The 15,280-nt window shown below is 50.9% G+C and carries 15 protein-coding genes; 8 read left to right on the top strand and 7 right to left on the bottom strand.

The features are described 5' to 3' along the window. Nucleotide 1: 1 nt before the first annotated feature. Genes FN082_RS19730 through FN082_RS19720 form a run of 3 tightly spaced genes read right to left on the bottom strand, consistent with a single transcriptional unit; the run spans nt 2 to nt 3,422 of the window. Nucleotides 2–1,123: a CaiB/BaiF CoA transferase family protein gene (locus FN082_RS19730; RefSeq protein ID WP_142462409.1), complete on the bottom strand. Its 1,122-nt coding sequence runs from the start codon at nt 1,121–1,123 to the stop codon at nt 2–4. Then, nucleotides 1,123–2,277, bottom strand: coding sequence for a CaiB/BaiF CoA transferase family protein (locus FN082_RS19725; protein WP_142982206.1), 1,155 nt, complete (start codon nt 2,275–2,277; stop codon nt 1,123–1,125). Before FN082_RS19725 ends, FN082_RS19730 begins: the two co-directional genes overlap by 1 nt. A 2-nt stretch (nt 2,278–2,279) precedes the next feature. Further along, on the bottom strand, nt 2,280–3,422 hold the full coding sequence (locus FN082_RS19720) for an extracellular solute-binding protein (RefSeq protein WP_139539860.1): 1,143 nt from the start codon (nt 3,420–3,422) through the stop codon (nt 2,280–2,282). Between the two features lie 266 nt (nt 3,423–3,688). Here FN082_RS19720 and FN082_RS19715 point away from each other — a divergent pair, with 266 nt between their 5' ends. The 7 genes from FN082_RS19715 to fucO are packed head-to-tail and all read left to right on the top strand — an operon-like array spanning nt 3,689 to nt 9,606. Continuing rightward, on the top strand, nt 3,689–4,699 hold the full coding sequence (locus FN082_RS19715) for an L-rhamnose/proton symporter RhaT (RefSeq protein WP_142462407.1): 1,011 nt from the start codon (nt 3,689–3,691) through the stop codon (nt 4,697–4,699). Between the two features lie 16 nt (nt 4,700–4,715). After that, nucleotides 4,716–5,771, top strand: a complete 1,056-nt coding sequence (locus FN082_RS19710; protein WP_142982205.1) for a Gfo/Idh/MocA family protein — start codon at nt 4,716–4,718, stop codon at nt 5,769–5,771. A gap of 19 nt (nt 5,772–5,790) precedes the next feature. Then, a complete protein-coding gene (locus tag FN082_RS19705) occupies nt 5,791–6,660 on the top strand; it encodes an amidohydrolase family protein (RefSeq protein WP_142982204.1) in 870 nt (289 codons plus the stop codon). A gap of 48 nt (nt 6,661–6,708) precedes the next feature. Further along, entirely contained in the window at nt 6,709–7,611 is a 903-nt protein-coding gene (locus FN082_RS19700) for a dihydrodipicolinate synthase family protein (RefSeq protein WP_139539856.1), read from the top strand. Nucleotides 7,612–7,630: 19 nt separating this feature from the next. Beyond that, nucleotides 7,631–7,963 (top strand): L-rhamnose mutarotase, encoded by a 333-nt coding sequence (locus FN082_RS19695; protein ID WP_200780541.1) that lies wholly within the window; start codon nt 7,631–7,633, stop codon nt 7,961–7,963. 21 nt (nt 7,964–7,984) lie between these two features. Beyond that, nucleotides 7,985–8,437, top strand: coding sequence for a MaoC/PaaZ C-terminal domain-containing protein (locus tag FN082_RS19690; RefSeq protein ID WP_142982203.1), 453 nt, complete (start codon nt 7,985–7,987; stop codon nt 8,435–8,437). Nucleotides 8,438–8,454: 17 nt separating this feature from the next. Beyond that, nucleotides 8,455–9,606, top strand: coding sequence for a lactaldehyde reductase (fucO, locus tag FN082_RS19685; RefSeq protein ID WP_142982202.1), 1,152 nt, complete (start codon nt 8,455–8,457; stop codon nt 9,604–9,606). Nucleotides 9,607–9,652: 46 nt separating this feature from the next. Here fucO and FN082_RS19680 read toward each other — a convergent pair whose 3' ends face one another. Then, nucleotides 9,653–10,372, bottom strand: coding sequence for an SAM-dependent methyltransferase (locus tag FN082_RS19680; protein ID WP_142982201.1), 720 nt, complete (start codon nt 10,370–10,372; stop codon nt 9,653–9,655). Nucleotides 10,373–10,936: 564 nt separating this feature from the next. Here FN082_RS19680 and ompC point away from each other — a divergent pair. Next, entirely contained in the window at nt 10,937–12,019 is a 1,083-nt protein-coding gene (ompC, locus tag FN082_RS19675) for a porin OmpC (RefSeq protein ID WP_139539852.1), read from the top strand. A gap of 124 nt (nt 12,020–12,143) precedes the next feature. Here the strand turns inward: ompC and FN082_RS19670 are convergent, their stop codons facing one another. From FN082_RS19670 to FN082_RS19660, 3 genes are all read right to left on the bottom strand, one after another. Continuing rightward, nucleotides 12,144–13,406 (bottom strand): PTS galactitol transporter subunit IIC, encoded by a 1,263-nt coding sequence (locus FN082_RS19670; protein ID WP_139539851.1) that lies wholly within the window; start codon nt 13,404–13,406, stop codon nt 12,144–12,146. 89 nt (nt 13,407–13,495) lie between these two features. Further along, nucleotides 13,496–14,491, bottom strand: coding sequence for a 2-hydroxyacid dehydrogenase (locus FN082_RS19665; RefSeq protein ID WP_139539850.1), 996 nt, complete (start codon nt 14,489–14,491; stop codon nt 13,496–13,498). A gap of 16 nt (nt 14,492–14,507) precedes the next feature. Continuing rightward, a complete protein-coding gene (locus tag FN082_RS19660; RefSeq protein ID WP_139539849.1) occupies nt 14,508–15,269 on the bottom strand; it encodes an SDR family NAD(P)-dependent oxidoreductase in 762 nt (253 codons plus the stop codon). Nucleotides 15,270–15,280 lie beyond the last annotated feature (11 nt).

Genomic DNA, 15,280 nt, shown 5'->3' with positions numbered 1-15,280 from the left:
ATCATCCCTGATTGTGCGCGCCAAGCGGCGGCGCGCCAACGGCACTTGTGAAGATCTCACCGTCGATTTTTATCGGACAGCGAGTGGTTTGCAGCGTTTTGCCACTGTTCAACCGAACTTCCTGCAGCATCTTCAGCGACTGAAAGCCTTCGCTGGAAATTAACTGCTGCCAGTCCATTACCTGCGCACACCAGATATCCTCTGCCTCCAGAATGCTTAACCACTCCTCACTTTTCTTATGCCGCAAGTGCTCCAGCAGAACTCGTTTGATCTCATCCCGACGGTTGAACCACTCTTTTGGTTCGTTAAACTCAAGCAGCGGCGGGCATCCCAGCAGGTTTCCCAGAAGAGGAATAGGCGCCATTGCCAGCGCGATAAAACCATCGGCGGTGGGATAAATACCGTAGGGCGCGGAAATATAGGCGTTGGCATTATTGACCGCGCTTCTGACCGGCGGCTGTTGACCGTCGTTCAGCCAAGTGGTTAAAACTTCAAACTGCAGGTCGAGAATGGTATCCAACAGGCTCACCTGGACCAGACATCCGCTACCGCTGCTGGCCCGCTGTACCAGCCCGGCCATAAGCCCCTGAACCAGATACTCTCCGGCGAAAATATCGCAGACGGAAAGACCGAAGGGAAGCGGGGGCTGATCCTGATTACCGTTGAGCCAGCACAGCCCTGAAAGCGCCTGTACCAGTAAATCCTGGCCCGGACGTGAAACCCAGGGACCGCTGTCGCCGTAGCCGGAGATTTCACCGTAAATCAGACCGGGATTGATTTCCCGCAGCGATGCATAGTCCAGACCGAGGCGCTGCGAGACGCCGGGACGGTAATTAAAGATAACTACGTCCGCCTGTTCGATCAGCGGGCGCAGGCCTTTTTTTTGCTCCTCGTCTTTGAGATCCACGGTGATGCTTTTTTTATTGCGATTAATCGCGTGAAACAGCGAGCTATCACCATCAATTTGCAGCTCTGAAATATAGAGCTTACGACAGATATCGCCGCCGTCAGGATTCTCAATTTTCGTTACGTTAGCCCCTAAGTCGGCGAGCCGAAGCGCCGCCGAAGGGCCAGAAAGAAACTGGCTGAAATCCAGCACATTAATGCCCGTTAGTGGTTTCATCAATCAGCCTCCACTAAGTGAAAGTTGGCCTGAATCTGCGCCGTATTGGCACCTAATGCTGGCGCAGGGCCGGAGGAAGATGTTCGCTCGCCGTTGAAACGCAGCGGCGATTTCAGCATCACTATTGTTTTTCCGTCATCGACCTGAACATTTTGAACCATGTCCAGTGCGCGGAATCCCTCGCTTGTCATCAAGGTTGACCAGTCGCTCACCTCGGCGCACCAGTAACCGGCTTCTTCAAGCTTTTTCAGCCAAAAGGAGGCGGTTTCGGTGGCCAGAATCCCGGCAATCACCTGCTTGATCTCATCCCGACGGCAGAACCATTCGCCCGGTTCGCGATATTCGGCGAGGGCTGGAGAACCCAAAATTTTGCCAAGCTCAACCACCGATCCCATGGCGAGCGCGATATAGCCTTTCCGGGTTGCATAAATACCGTAAGGCGCGGCGAGGTAAGCATGAGCATTATTGTCCGCGCTACGGCAGGGGGCCTGGTGACCATCGTTAAGCCAGGTGGTCAGAACTTCAAACTGCATGCTGAGCAGCGACTCCATCAGGCTGACTTGAACCCGTCCGCCGAGCCGGGTTTTACCGCGACGGATCAGGCAGGCGAGGATCCCCTCCACCAGATGCGCTCCGGCGAGTGAATCGGCAACCGACAGCGCAAACGGCGTCGGCGGCTGATCCTTGTTACCGTTGAGCCAGGTGAGGCCCGACATGGCTTGCACCAGCAGATCCTGACCGGGCTTTTTAACCCAGGGTCCCTCGGTACCGTACCCGGTGACGGAGGCATAGACCAGCCGTGGATTAAGCCGCCTGGCTTCTTCATAACCGAGGCCAATTTTGTCCATCACGCCGGGGCGAAAATTTTCGATAAGAATATCGGCCTGGGCGATAAGTTGCTTAACCTGCGCCAGTTCCTGGGGCGCCTTCAGATTGGCCGTGAAGCTCTCTTTACCGCGATTGATGGTATGAAAAAGCAGGCTGTCATTATTGATCCATTGATTGTTAAGACTCAGGTTTCTGCTGGCGTCCCCGCCCCGAGGACGTTCCACTTTGATGACCCTGGCCCCCATATCCGCCAGACGCAGCGCAGCGGAAGGCCCGGCCAGAAACTGGCTGAAATCCAGTACCACTAAACCTGTTAAAGGAAGCATAGTTACTCCATTAAGCCGCGTGATTTTTGATAAAGCGCGTTCATGCTGGCAAAAACGGCGCTGCTGTTACCGCCATTCATCACATATTCCCGTACCAGATCGCCGGCATGGTCCTGAAAGTTCAAAAAACCGCTGTAGCGTGGACGCTTAGCCGAGCGGTCGAGACAAGGAAGGGTGTCGGTGAAAAAATCCAGGCTGCGGCGGTTCACTTCGTCATCAAGCCAGGCCCCGCGATGACCCGGTTGGCCGCCGTTATCAAAGAACAGCGTCTTCTGCACCTCCGGCGAAGCGGTATAGCTGGCGTAGGCGAGGGCCGCTTCTCTATGCTGGCATTTTGCGGAAATGGCCAGACCGGTTCCGCCGAGAACGGTTTTCAGCGGTTCGCCATGCCAGGAGACAACGTCAGTTGCTTTCAGCAGGTAACGGGCATATCCGGCGCGGGAATAGTTTGAATAGCCGTAGGCGAAGGGGCAGTAGTTCCAGTTATCGCGGGTCGAAAGCTGTTCATGAACGGCGATAGGATCGTAGTCAAAAATCTCTTTCGAACAGTAGCTGGCCAGTTCGCGCAGCGCTTCAAGCGCTTCAATACCGGTTTCGCGGCTAGCGATGCTCTCCTCGTTAAACCAGGTGCCGCCGCGGGTGGCGCAAAGCATCAGGAAGTCCATTAACAAGTTGATTGGGATCCCGGCATAAATGACCTTACCGGAACGGGCGAGGGCGAGCAGATCTTGCCAGGTTTCTGGTAGGGAGAATCGACCCTGTTGCAGATGGTCCGGGCGATAGACAGCGACAGGCGTTGCCGCATCAATCGCCAGCGCGCTCTGAAAGCCGTTGAAAAGATAGCTTTCATGAGAGCCGCCCACCGAATTCGCCGCCTGATCGTCAAGATACGCTTTTGGTAAATGGTCCTGCAGGGGCAAAAGGATCGCTTTCTCCGCGACGAATCCTGCCCACGGATGATCAATAACCAGCAGATCGTAACGTCGCGCCAGTTCATCCAAATCGCCATCCGCGAAGGCCTGCAATGAACGCTTTTCCCACACAATTTCGATATCAGGATTTAGCTCGCTAAACCGCTGCGCGGTGGCCACTACGGATGTAAATCCGCGACTATGACCCCAGGTAATGCCCCTCAACGTCACCATAAGAACTCCTTTTTGCAATGAACTTCACATAAAATTGGTACTACCGCACTACCATTGAGTCACAGCTACTGATACTTTTGTAGTCAGATTAGGTGAAATTGTGATCGACTTTGAAAAATAATGATTGATCTGTTTTTTCTGTTGACCATAAAAAAAACGAGGATTAGTTTTCGATTAGTTTCTATTTGTGGTCATAAGTTCACATATATGAACAACTGAGTAAGGATGATTCTTGAGTACATAATCTAATTAACAGGAGAAGCTCTATGCTGGCGGGATTTTTTGTCTTGATGATCGCTTGTATGTTCCAGGGAAGCTTTGGTCTTGGTATGAAAAACTATCGACCATTTTCCTGGGAAGCCTTTTGGGTGATATTTTCCATTATCGGAATATTAATTATTCCGATTGTCTGGACGTGGATTGAAGTGCCCGGATTTTTAAAGTATATCCTGATGACGCCCGGCTGGATTTTAGCTATCGCCGCCGCCTGCGGTTTTTTGTGGGGTATAAGCGCCATCTGGTATGGCAAAGGTATTGATAATATCGGTATGTCGCTAACCGTCGGGATTAATACCGGGGTTGGATGTTCTCTCGGTTCATTAATTCCACTCTTTATCCTTAATAAAATTCCGCCGGCAAATTCATTAAGCTGGCTGCTGGCCGGAATGGCAGTGATGCTTATTGGTGTCGGGGTGATTACTAAAGCCGGTATTCTTAAAGATAAAGAATCAAAACAGGATGAATCGCGGGTAAAAAATGACAAGTTTGTCAGCGGTCTGCTCATGGCGCTGGCTTCCGGGTTTGGCACCGCGGCGATGAACGTTGGCTATACCTACGCCAGTCGGGCCAGCGCGCTGGCGGTGGAAGATGGTATTAATCCGGTCAGCGCCAGCCTGATCGCCTATGTGATCGTTTTTGCATCCGGCGGCTTCATATCCAATATCGGCTATGCGCTGTGGGTATTGAGAAAAAATAACACTTTCAGTGATTTTGCCCGACCGGGTTCCTCCTTTGCATGGTTTAAGGCGTTGTTAACCGGAGGGATTTGGTTCGCTGCGCTAGGATTATATGCCAAGTCAACTGCGCTGCTGGGCGACCTGGGTCCGGTCATCGGCTGGATAGCGTTCCTGTCGGGAGCGCTGATTATTTCCAACGCCTGGGGTCTCAAAACGGGGGAGTGGCAAGGCTATGAAAAACCGAAAAAAGTTATGCTGCTGGGTAATGTGATTTTGGTTCTCTCCGTCGTTATTGTCGGATATGCCAACGGATTAGCTTAAAACAGAGGATAAAGAAATGACAACGCAACTGAACATGCCGCAACACAGTAAACCGGTGGTCATTATTGGCGCGGGTGGAATCGTCACTGACTCGCACTTACCTGCTTATCGTAAGGCCGGGTTTCAGGTTCTCGGTCTGTATGACCGTGATTATCAAAAAGCGCAAAACGTGGCCGGGCAGTGGGACATTCCTCACGCCTGCCAGACGATTGATGAACTGATCGCGCTGGCGCAATCTGAGGGCTGCGTATTTGATATCGCTGTACCAGCCTCTGAGATTTTGCCTATCCTGCAAAAAATACCTTGCCACGTCGGTGCATTGATTCAAAAACCGATGGGGGAATCCATTGAACAGGCAAAAGCAATTCTTGATTGTTGTCATGAGAAAGATATTACCGCCGGCATTAATTTCCAGCTGCGTCGCGCACCTTTTATGATTGCAGCGAAAAAAATGATTGATGAAGGTTTGCTTGGCGATATTCATGATGTTGAAATGCGCGTTATTTGCCAGACGCCATGGAACCTCTGGAAGTTTTTATTTGAAAAGGAGCGCATGGAGGTCAATTATCATAGTATTCATTATATAGATGCGATTTGTTTCTTCCTTGGCGACCCGCAATCCGTTTATTGTAAAACCATGAAACATCCTAAAATGATGGAGCTGGCGCAAACTCGCTCGTCGATCATTATGGACTACGGCGATGTTATTCGCGCCAATATTCATACTAATCACGGCCACGATTATGCACCGGATAAACAGGAGTGTTTCTTTAAAATAGAAGGGACTAAAGGTGCGATTAAAATTCAGATCGGGGTTATTTTGAACTACCCGCAGGGCGCTGACGATAAATTCGAATTTATTCTTGATGATGGTAAAGGATGGCGAACCTTGCCTGTTGAAGGAACCTGGTTCCCGGATGCTTTTATTGGCCCGATGGCTGGCCTACAGTGCAAGCTTGAAAACCCGGATTATGTCTGGCTTAACGACATTAACGATGCGTGGAAAACCATGTGCGTCGTTGAAGCCTGCTACCAGTCAACCGCCAGCGGCGCGACCGCGGTGAAATACTGATAATTACGGGAGGTCCGGCATGTTGCACATTACCGATACCCATCTTCATCTTTGGGATCTGTCGCGCTTTCGTCTACCGTGGCTTAGTGCGGTACCGGCGCTGAATCATGATGTTAGCTGGCAAGATTATCGCGGGCTGGTCGATCAGGATACGTGGTGCATCGATCGCGCGCTATACGTTGAAGTTGACGTTGCGCCCGAGCAGCGCGAGGCAGAAAGCCTCTTTTTACGCGAGTTATGCGCAGACCCGACGAATTTTGTCGAAGGCGGCATTGTCTCGCTCGACCTGCAGCAGCCCGGGGTGGTAGCGCGCTGGCTGGAGACCGACGCCTGGCACCCGGCGGTGAAAGGCGTACGTCATGTACTGCACGTTGCCAGCCAGCCGCCCGGAGCCTGCCTGACCTCTGACTTTATCGATAATGTCAATGCGCTGGGCAACGCGGGACTCTGTTTTGAAGTATGTCTGCGTAATGAAGAACTGGCGGATGCGGTGGCGCTGGCTGAGCGGACGTCAACGACGTTGGTGTTAAATCATATGGGCAATGTTGATAGCGTCCGGCTGATGGAAGAGGCGACCTACGCGGCGAACTGGCGACAACGTTTGCAGGCGCTGGCGGAGCAGCCACACGTCTGGTGCAAAGTCTCTGGGGTCAATATTCCCGCTGATGGCGATATCAATCTGGTGCGTCCGGCCATTGAGCAGTGTCTGGAGATCTTTTCCGCCGACAGGATCGTTTTTGCCAGTAATTTCCCGGTCTGCTTACTGAATACTGGACTGATCCCGTGGGTCGATACGCTTGTGCACATTACCAAGGGGCAGGGCCGGGCCTGGCAAGAGAATTTTTTTAACCACAATGCACACGAACTCTATCGGTTAAGGGAAGCATGACGCGCATGCGTCTTTAACCGATATCTTTTAGAACATCAGGAGTAACACATGAGTACGAAATTTAGCGGCATTATTCCCCCGGTACCTACGTTGTTTGATGAAAACGAGCAGTTGGATCGTCCGGCGATGTCGCGACTGATTGACCATCTACTTGCCAGCGATGTGGATGGACTCTTTTTTCTCGGCAGTGCGGGCGAATTCGCCCATATGTCGGATAGCCTGCGCCTGGAGGTGATGCGGTTCTGTATTGAATATGTTGCGGGACGTAAGCCCGTGCTGGTTGGCATCTCTTGTCCCGGCACCCAGGCGACCATCGAGTTTGGTCGCCTGGCACTGGAGGCGGGTACGGACGGCGTAGTGGTGATCAACCCGTGGTACAACCCGCTGGCAGACGAATATCTGTTCGAGCATTTCCGCTATATCGCTGAACAGCTGCCGGTGCCGATCGTTCTGTATAACTTCCCGGCGCTGACCGGCCAGTCGATCCCTGTTTCCTGTATTCAGCGTCTGGCGCTGGAATGCCCGAATATCGTGGGTCTGAAAGATACGGTTGACACGTTAAATCATATTCGCGAAGTGATTCATGCGGTGAAACCGCTGCGCCCGGATTTTGCTGTGTTCTCCGGATATGATGAATATCTGTTCGGTACATTAATTTTAGGTGGTGACGGCGCGATCCCCGCCAGTGCTAACTTTGCTCCGGAACTCACCTGCGGCATTTATCAGCACTGGCGTAACGGTGAGCTGAGTGAAGCGGTCGCGTTGCAGCAGCGGCTCTCCTGGATCCCGCCGCTCTACGGCCTGGATGTGCCTTTTTATAATGTCATCAAATATGCCTTGCAGCTTATCGGGCTTGATGTGCCGGTTAATTCGTTGCGCCCAACCGGCCCATTAACTGAAGAGCGGAGAATTAAAGTTCGTGAGGTGCTGAAGCAAAGCGCCATTATCTAATGAATTTATGAGGGTTAATATGAAAACTATCCAGCGGTTCGGTGGCGTCATTCAGGTCAAACCTGATAAATATGCTTATTATGCGCAGCTGCATGCTAATCCGTGGCCGGAAGTGAACGCTATGATTAAAGCCTGCAATATCTCTAACTACTCAATTTATTTTAAAGATGGCTGGCTATTTAGCTATTACGAATATCACGGCGATGATTATCAAAAGGATATGGCGAAGATGGCCGCAGACCCCGTTACTCAGCGCTGGTGGGATGAGTGCATCCCTTGCCTGACGCCTCTTGAAAGCAGGAAAGAGGGGGAGCTGTGGGCATCAATGGAAGAGGTTTATCACCTGGAGTAACCGCCTGTCGAGGTAAGAATTATGTTTATCGATAAATATTTCGAAGATTTCTCTCTGTCTGAATGCCGGACAACTACGGGGCGTACTATTACTGAAAGCGATATTGTTATTCATGCCGGACAGACCGGGGATTTTTATCCTCATCACATGGATGCCGAGTGGTGTAAAACTCAACCTTTTGGTCAGCGTATTGCTCATGGCACCTTAACGTTTGCCGTTGCCGTAGGAATGACGGCTGGCGTTATTAATTCTAAAGCCATGACCTATGGCTATGAAAAGTTACGTTTCCCGCACCCGGTTTTTATTGGCGATACCATTCGGGTCAATATTTCTATTAGCGACAAACGCGATCACCCACGTAATACAAAATATGGCTTTGTGACGGAAAAGCTCGAGGTTGTTAATCAACGTAATGAGTGCGTCATGGCGACGCAACACGTGCTGCTGGTGGAAAAACGGGATCTTGTGGATTAAATCAAAAGGAGTGAATCATGACCTGGAGAATGATACTTAATGAAACTGCCTGGTTTGGCGCCGGGGCGATTAACCATATCGTTGATGAAGTCAAACGCAGAGGATACAAAAAGGGGCTGGTGGTGACGGATCGGGTACTGGTGGAGTGCGGTGCAGTGGATAAAGTCACCTCCCTGCTGGCGCACGCCGGGCTGGAGTTTGACGTTTTTGCCGACGTTCTGCCTAACCCGACTATTGCCATGGTGCAGCAGGGGGTTGAGGTATTTAAACGCGCCTCGGCTGACTATCTGGTCGCCATTGGCGGCGGATCGCCCCAGGATACCTGCAAAGCCATTGGCATAATTATCAATAACCCGGAATTTGCCGATGTCCGCAGTCTGGAAGGATTCGCCGCCACCCGCAAGCCCAGCGTGCCGATTATCGCCGTGCCGACCACGGCGGGTACCGCTGCGGAAGTGACTATCAACTATGTCATCACTGATGAAGAAAAGCGGCGGAAATTTGTCTGTATCGACCCGCACGATATTCCGCTGGTTTCGATTATTGATCCCGACATGATGGCCACCATGCCGCCAGCGTTAAAGGCGGCAACCGGGATTGATGCGCTAACCCATGCAATTGAAGGGTTCACTACCCTCGGAGCCTGGGAAATGACGGATATGCTGCACCTCAAAGCGATAGCGCTGATCTCCCGCAGCCTTGCCGCTTCCGTCGTGGGAAGACCTGAAGGTGGCGAGGGGATGGCGCTGGCGCAGTACATTGCCGGGATGGGCTTTTCCAACGTGGGGTTGGGCCTGGTTCATGGAATGGCGCACCCGTTAGGCGCGTTCTATAACATGCCGCACGGGGTCGCCAATGCCATTTTGCTGCCCCACATTATGGAATGGAATGCCGACTATACCGGGGAGAAATATCGCGATATTGCCCATGCGATGGGGGTAGAGAATGCGTATAGCGTGAGCCTTGCCGACGCTCGCAAACTGGCCGTAGATGCCGTGCGCAAGCTATGTTGCGAGGTGGGTATTCCTCAGGGGCTTACTCTGGCTGGCGCAAGCCGCGCGGATATTCCTCAGCTAGCGCAGGCGGCTCTGGACGATGTATGCACAGGCGGCAACCCACGTACCGCCTCTCTGGAAGAGATTAAAGCGCTCTATCAACAGGCGATGTAATCACGCCTCGCCATCGGACAACCGATGGCGAGCCTGCGCAAAATACTTATTTATTAACCTGACCGATCATTTCGATAAAACGCAGTTGCTTACCCGTCTCCTCATTTCGCCAGGCGGTATCCGCTGCGGCAAACGCATTTTCGCATTTTTGCCACTCGAGCCACGCCTGGCGGCCGGATGTCATATGACGACATTGTTTGACGGCAAGATGCTGGCTTCTTGACCAGACGGAACGCCAGCGATCGGTGGTCAGGAGATTCACGCCGCTATCAATAAGAGAACGCATTTCGGGGAGTGCTTCTGCGTTTTGAGTACGCAACCCCGGAATAATGACGGCCACCGTGCCGCCATCTTTGATATACGGAGCGATGCATTGGTCGAAAAAACAGCCATCGGCGCCAAAATAGTGCCAGGCATTGATGCTGACGACGGCGTCAAAAGCGTCGCGGGCGAAAATGCCCAGTCCCGGAGAGGTAGTGATATCAAGATTAATGGGAGTAATTTTGTTTTCCATGCCTGCGGACGCAAAGCGGCGGGCATTATCATCGGCGTTAACCCACAAATCCGCTGCCACAACTTCGACACCAAATTCAGTCGCCAGATACATTGATGACAACCCGGTCCCACAGCCCAGGTCGAGAATGCGCATGCCAGGCCAAAGTTCCAGGGAACGGCTAAGCTCTTCAACCAGCCTCAGTACATTCGGCCCCATCATATTCTGATTAAGATAATCTCTCGGGCAATTTCCAGGACTAAATTTATTCATTACTCAAATCATCCCTTAAAAATACTATCGCTAACGTCCCTTTCACAGAAATACTAAACAAACATTAAACAGCGGTGGTATAATGTTTTTGAGTTTTGTAAAAAAACATCAATAAAACGGATTCAATAAATCAGGACAAAACACCCTTAGCATGGAAAGCTCTGAATATACCTTTGTAAAGCCGATCTGGCTAATTAATCTGTTTATGTATAAGAATTTTCCTGGTGATTTTACTTTTTTAAACTATTGATTTTATTATGATTTAACATATTAAAATGATTAACTATTCTTATCATTAGAATTTCCTTATGATAAATTTTATATTTTGGCTGAACATCCTGTTTTCACGGGTTGTAAGGGTTTTGATTCAGAACAAAGTGATTTTGGTGGAGCGATTAATTGACATGCATCAATTAACAACCACTGCTGTTGTCACAGTTATAGTATTTAATGTAAAAAGCAGGAACTTTTAATTTTAAGTCAGCTTGCGAATTATCGCATAATGGATCCGCTCAGAACGTTTCTGAGATTTGATATTCTATTAATAGTTAGGGACGAAATAATATGAAATTAAAATTACTAACAGTGGCCGTCTCTACACTTCTTGCTGCAGGAACCGTGCAGGCAGCAGAAGTGTATAACAAGGACGGAAACAAACTCGACCTCTATGGGAAAGTGACCGGCCTGCATTATTTCTCCAGCGATAAAGGTGAAGATGGCGACCATACCTACGCGCGTCTGGGCTTTAAAGGTGAAACGCAAATCACCGATCGCCTGACCGGCTACGGCCAGTGGGAATATGAATTCAGCGCGAATAACGTTGAAGGCGACAATTCCGGCGACAAAACGCGTCTCGCATTCGCGGGCCTGAAGTTTGGCGAGTATGGTTCTTTGGATTATGGCCGTAACTACGGCGTCGCCTATGATATCGGCGCATGGACCGATATGCTGCCAGAGTTCGGTGGTGATACCTGGACGCAGACCGATGTCTATGCGACCGGTCGTACTACCGGTGTTGCTACTTACCGTAACAACGGATTCTTCGGTTTGGTTGACGGCCTGAACATTGCCGTTCAGTACCAGGGTAAGGAAGAGGGCGATCGTTCTCTGGCTAAACAGCATGGTGATGGCTGGGGTCTGGCTTCTACCTATGAGTACGAAGGATTTGGCGTAGGTGCGGCTTATGCGGCTTCCGATCGTACCGATGCTCAGGTTAAAGCCGGTCGTGATTTCCCGAACGCCTATGCTCGTGGCGAAAAAGCGGAAGTCTGGGCTGCCGGTCTGAAGTATGACGCCAATAACATCTACCTGGCGACGACCTATGCTGAAACCCGCAATATGACCAAGTTCGGGGATGGCAACATTGCGAACATGGCGCAAAACTTTGAAGTGGTTGCCCAGTATCAGTTCGATTTCGGCCTGCGTCCGTCCATCGCCTACCTGAAATCAAAAGGTAAAGATTTGGGCCGCTACGGCGACCAGGATCTGGTTGAATATATTGATGTAGGCGCGACATACTACTTCAATAAAAATATGTCTACTTATGTGGATTATAAAATCAACCTGCTGGATGACAATACGTTCACCAAAGATGCCAGCATCAGCACCGACAACATCGTTGCTGTGGGTCTGACCTATCAGTTCTAAGTAAAGCGTTTTATCGTGCGATGCCTGCCAGATAACCCTCCTGGCAGGCATTTTTTTTTGCTGGCAGCAGGGTGATAAAAAACCCGACGCCGTTTCCAGCGCCGGGCAGGGAGAGAAGGGAAATTTAAGGCGCAGTGCTGAAAAACTCACCGAATTTCACCGCCAGCCAGCCAACCGGGGTGGTTGCTCCTCCGACAATATTGGTGATTTCGGACATCCCTTCCGGTACCGGAATATTGGAATTGACCGCGGCCTGAGTGTATTCCTGCGAAATATCCGTCCCGACGTATAAAATGCAGGTTATAACCAGAGTTCCTGTCACGAACATGCGGAACATATTGCGTTTGCAGAACGGGGTGACCATTGCCAGCAGGAACATCAGCGAGGCCAAATCAACAAACGGCAGCACGCGGTTGCCCGGCAGGATAATTGACAGCACTACCGCCATTGGGATCAGCAGCAGCCCGGTCGCCAGCACCGAAGGCTCGCCGATAAGCAACGCGGTATCCATGCCGATATAGAAATCACGGTTAGGGAATTTCGCCTTCAGTTTGGCTTCGGCAGCATCGCGAACGATCAGTAAGCCCTGAACTAAAATTTCGATCATTTTCGGCAGCAGCAGCATGGCGGCGGAAACCTTAATCGCCAGCGATACTGCAGCCGAAACATCGTACCCGGCAAGGAAGGCCAGCAGCAGCCCCAGCACGAAGCCCAGCGTCAGCGGTTCGCCAAAGACGCCAAATTTCTTATTAATGCTTTCCGGGTCGAAATTAATTTTATTGATCAGCGGGATCTTATCAATAATGTAGTTACAGGCAATACCAAACGGTACGTAGGTTATACAGGTAAGATGGGGAAACGAAATCCCTTTAAGGTTATAATTTTTTTGCAAATAGGGGGCTGTTAAATCTGCCGCCAGTAGGGTTAAGACAAATATACCGAAAGTAATACCGACGGAGAGCCAGTAGTTGCCGGTTCCGGCATATACTACCGATCCCATAATCAGGAAAATCCAGTAGTTGAAGATATCGATATTCACCGTTTTGGTTAACTTCAGCAGCAGCATAGCGATATTGATAACGATAAAACCTACTACCACCGGTAGCATCAGCGGCGAACCCCAGCCGATAGTCGAGGCGGTTGGCCAGCCGGTGTCGACGACCGTCAGGTGCAGCCCAATACGCTCGACCATGGCCTGTGATGCCGGGCCGAGGTTGGTTAAAAGCAGACCAATCACCAGACCAACCCCTTCAAAACCGATGCCCACTAACATCCCGGCTTTAAATGCGGTGCCGATTTTTACCCCAAAGCAAAGTGCGATAATAAAGAATATTACTGGCATCATTACTGATGCCCCCAGACTAATAATGCTGTTGATAATATCCATAATGATTCCTTAAACAGGAGGGCGAATTGGGCGCGAGCGAACCCGTGCCCAATGGGCCGTATAAAAACCTTAACTGGTTCTTTTAAAAATTAGCCGAGTTTCTTTAATAAGATCTCAGAAAATAACTTTGGCGAATTGCTGAACGCGTCAATCGTGCTACCGGCAATATGCGGCGTTATCGTGACGTTATTCAGCGTGTAAAATGCGCTATCGTCCGGCAGCGGCTCATCATCAAAGGTGTCGAGAGCCGCGCCCATGATTTTCCCTTCTTGTAGCGCGGCAATCAGGTCGCCTTCATTAATTAAACCGGAGCGGGCAGTGTTAACGATAATGGCGCTCTCCTTCATTAAGGCAAAATGATGGGCGTTGATCAGGTTTTCGGTTTCCGCCGTCATGCGGGCATGAAGGGAAACGACATCCGCTCGCTGGACCAGTTCATCCAGCGAATCCACCTTCTCATAGCTATCGTGTCCGGAAACGTATTTATCGTAAAAGATAATCTCGCTGCCAAAACCGCGCAGAAAACCAGCGACCAGTTGGGCGATGTGCCCCAGCCCGACCAGACCGACCACTTTACCGCCTAGCTCAGGAATGGCCTGGTGATTAGGGCTGTCTTTGCGCCAGAACTTATCGCGCAGCGCATCATGCGAGCGAGCGATGTTGCGCATTTCCGCCAGGATCATCCCGACGGTAAATTCCGCCACGCTGCGGGCGTTGCGGCCCGGCGTGTTCATCACCTCAATACCGCGCGCTTTTGCCACCGTTTGGTTGACGTTTTCAATTCCGCCACGCAGCACGCCCACGTACTTTAGCTTTGGCAATTTGTCAAAGACCGCCGTGTTAACTGGGGCAAACTGGGTTATCAGGATCTCAACGTCCTCCGCCCCCTCAAGCAGGGCGGCAGGTAATGCCACCGCTTCAGCGCCCTGTTGTTCAACCTGTAAATTATCCTCCTGCAGCTTCTCAATCGACTCGTGCGACCATTCGCGTACTTCCACTGCTATACCTTTATCTCTGAGCGCCTTCAGGCCTGCGTCCATCATCGCTGCATTGATAAAAAGATCGGCAATTGCCAGACATTTCATAATGATTCTCCATAAATTAACGCATCAACATACCGCCGGTGACATCCAGAGTCGCTCCCGTCATATAGCTGGTTTTAGGAGAAACCATGAAGACCCCGATGTCGGCAATTTCTTGCGGCTGGGCCACCCGGCCTACCGGAATTCGGCTGACGTAATAGTCAGGATTCTGTTCAATGTTTTTACGGATCATCGCGGTATCCATAATGCCGACGGCGATGTTATTGACATTGATTTTCTGTTTGGCCACTTCACGCGCCAGCGAGATAGAAAATGCCACCAGACCCGCTTTACTGGCCGCATAGTGGGCATGACCGGTGGTTGAGCCGTGGAAGGCCGCCTGCGAAGTGATGTTCAGAATGCTGCCCGCCTGTTCTTTAGCCAGACAGTGGTTAACAAACAGCTGGCTTAAGTGGAAGACCGCCTTCAGATTCACGTTCATCACCATATCCCAATCCTGCGGCGTAATTTCGCTAACGTAGCCGCTCAGCCAGATGCCGGCGTTGTTCACCAGAATATCGACATTTCCTAACCGGTCGATGCAGGTCGCGAACAGGTTTTCCCGGCTTTGCTCAGCGGAAAGATCGGTTTTAACCGCTATAATCTCGACGTTGGTGGTACTTTTCACCGTTTCGACCAGCAGCTCCGGGCGCTCTTCATCACGCATATACGTGAAGCAGATATTGACCCCTTCTTTGGCCAGTGAAAGGACAAACTCTTTGCCCAGACCCGTTGCGCCGCCGGTGACGATAGCGGTGCGGTTGTGTAAATTCAGATCCATACTTTCCTCAC

The sequence above is a fragment of the Klebsiella spallanzanii genome (assembly GCF_902158555.1).
GTDB classification, from domain to species: Bacteria; Pseudomonadota; Gammaproteobacteria; order Enterobacterales; family Enterobacteriaceae; genus Klebsiella; species Klebsiella spallanzanii.
The sequence above is the reverse complement of the archived record's forward strand: the minus strand, read 5'-3'. Positions and strand labels throughout refer to the sequence as shown.

Excerpts from the sequence above, each read along its gene's own strand:
- FN082_RS19665 (WP_139539850.1), bottom strand. The coding sequence starts at position 14,491 with ATGAAATGTCTGGCAATTGCCGATCTTTTTATCAATGCAGCGATGATG.
- FN082_RS19705 (WP_142982204.1), top strand. The coding sequence starts at position 5,791 with ATGTTGCACATTACCGATACCCATCTTCATCTTTGGGATCTGTCGCGC.
- FN082_RS19660 (WP_139539849.1), bottom strand. The coding sequence starts at position 15,269 with ATGGATCTGAATTTACACAACCGCACCGCTATCGTCACCGGCGGCGCA.
- FN082_RS19695 (WP_200780541.1), top strand. The coding sequence starts at position 7,631 with ATGAAAACTATCCAGCGGTTCGGTGGCGTCATTCAGGTCAAACCTGAT.
- fucO (WP_142982202.1), top strand. The coding sequence starts at position 8,455 with ATGACCTGGAGAATGATACTTAATGAAACTGCCTGGTTTGGCGCCGGG.
- FN082_RS19715 (WP_142462407.1), top strand. The coding sequence starts at position 3,689 with ATGCTGGCGGGATTTTTTGTCTTGATGATCGCTTGTATGTTCCAGGGA.
- FN082_RS19680 (WP_142982201.1), bottom strand. The coding sequence starts at position 10,372 with ATGAATAAATTTAGTCCTGGAAATTGCCCGAGAGATTATCTTAATCAG.
- FN082_RS19720 (WP_139539860.1), bottom strand. The coding sequence starts at position 3,422 with ATGGTGACGTTGAGGGGCATTACCTGGGGTCATAGTCGCGGATTTACA.
- FN082_RS19725 (WP_142982206.1), bottom strand. The coding sequence starts at position 2,277 with ATGCTTCCTTTAACAGGTTTAGTGGTACTGGATTTCAGCCAGTTTCTG.
- FN082_RS19700 (WP_139539856.1), top strand. The coding sequence starts at position 6,709 with ATGAGTACGAAATTTAGCGGCATTATTCCCCCGGTACCTACGTTGTTT.
- FN082_RS19710 (WP_142982205.1), top strand. The coding sequence starts at position 4,716 with ATGACAACGCAACTGAACATGCCGCAACACAGTAAACCGGTGGTCATT.
- FN082_RS19690 (WP_142982203.1), top strand. The coding sequence starts at position 7,985 with ATGTTTATCGATAAATATTTCGAAGATTTCTCTCTGTCTGAATGCCGG.
- FN082_RS19670 (WP_139539851.1), bottom strand. The coding sequence starts at position 13,406 with ATGGATATTATCAACAGCATTATTAGTCTGGGGGCATCAGTAATGATG.
- FN082_RS19730 (WP_142462409.1), bottom strand. The coding sequence starts at position 1,123 with ATGAAACCACTAACGGGCATTAATGTGCTGGATTTCAGCCAGTTTCTT.
- ompC (WP_139539852.1), top strand. The coding sequence starts at position 10,937 with ATGAAATTAAAATTACTAACAGTGGCCGTCTCTACACTTCTTGCTGCA.